This window comes from Streptomyces sp. XY431 (genome assembly GCF_001279805.1).
Taxonomy (GTDB): domain Bacteria; phylum Actinomycetota; class Actinomycetes; order Streptomycetales; family Streptomycetaceae; genus Kitasatospora; species Kitasatospora purpeofusca.
In genome coordinates, this window is the sequence record NZ_LGDO01000319.1 from 1 (window position 1) to 504 (window position 504).

Genomic DNA, 504 nt, shown 5'->3' on the forward strand with positions numbered 1-504 from the left:
TCCACCCGCCGCGCTCCCGGGAAGGCACCCGACCAGTCCACCCCCAACCCCCGCTCCCACGCACGACCCACCGCACGCAGCACCTGCTCCGGGCCGCCCTCCCCGCGCCGCAACGTCCCCAGCACCACCGCATCCGCACCCGCGGCCTCCACCGACTCCCCCACCGCCACGCCCAGCACCGCGTGCGCACTCGCCTCGACGAAGAACCGGAAACCCTCCCCCAACAACGCCTCCGTGGCCCGCCCGAACTCCACCGTCTCCCGCAGGTTCCGGTACCAGTACCCGGCGTCCAGGGCCTTGGTGTCCAGCCAGTCGCCCGTCACCGTCGAGAAGAACGGCACCGAACCCGAGAGGGGGGTGATGCCCTCCAGGTCGACGAGGAGACGCTCCCGGATCTCCTCGACATGCGCGGAGTGCGACGCGTAGTCCACCTCGATCACACGTGCCCGCACACCCTCACCGACCAGCGCGTCGACCAGCGCCCTGACCGCGTCCGCGTCACCC

1 protein-coding gene is annotated in these 504 nt (G+C 72.2%); it reads right to left on the bottom strand.

Features of this window, described 5'->3' with window-relative positions; all coding sequences use genetic code 11:
• On the bottom strand, window positions 1–504 hold a 504-nt coding region (locus ADK60_RS24765), incomplete at both ends, for an acyltransferase domain-containing protein (RefSeq protein ID WP_159400563.1).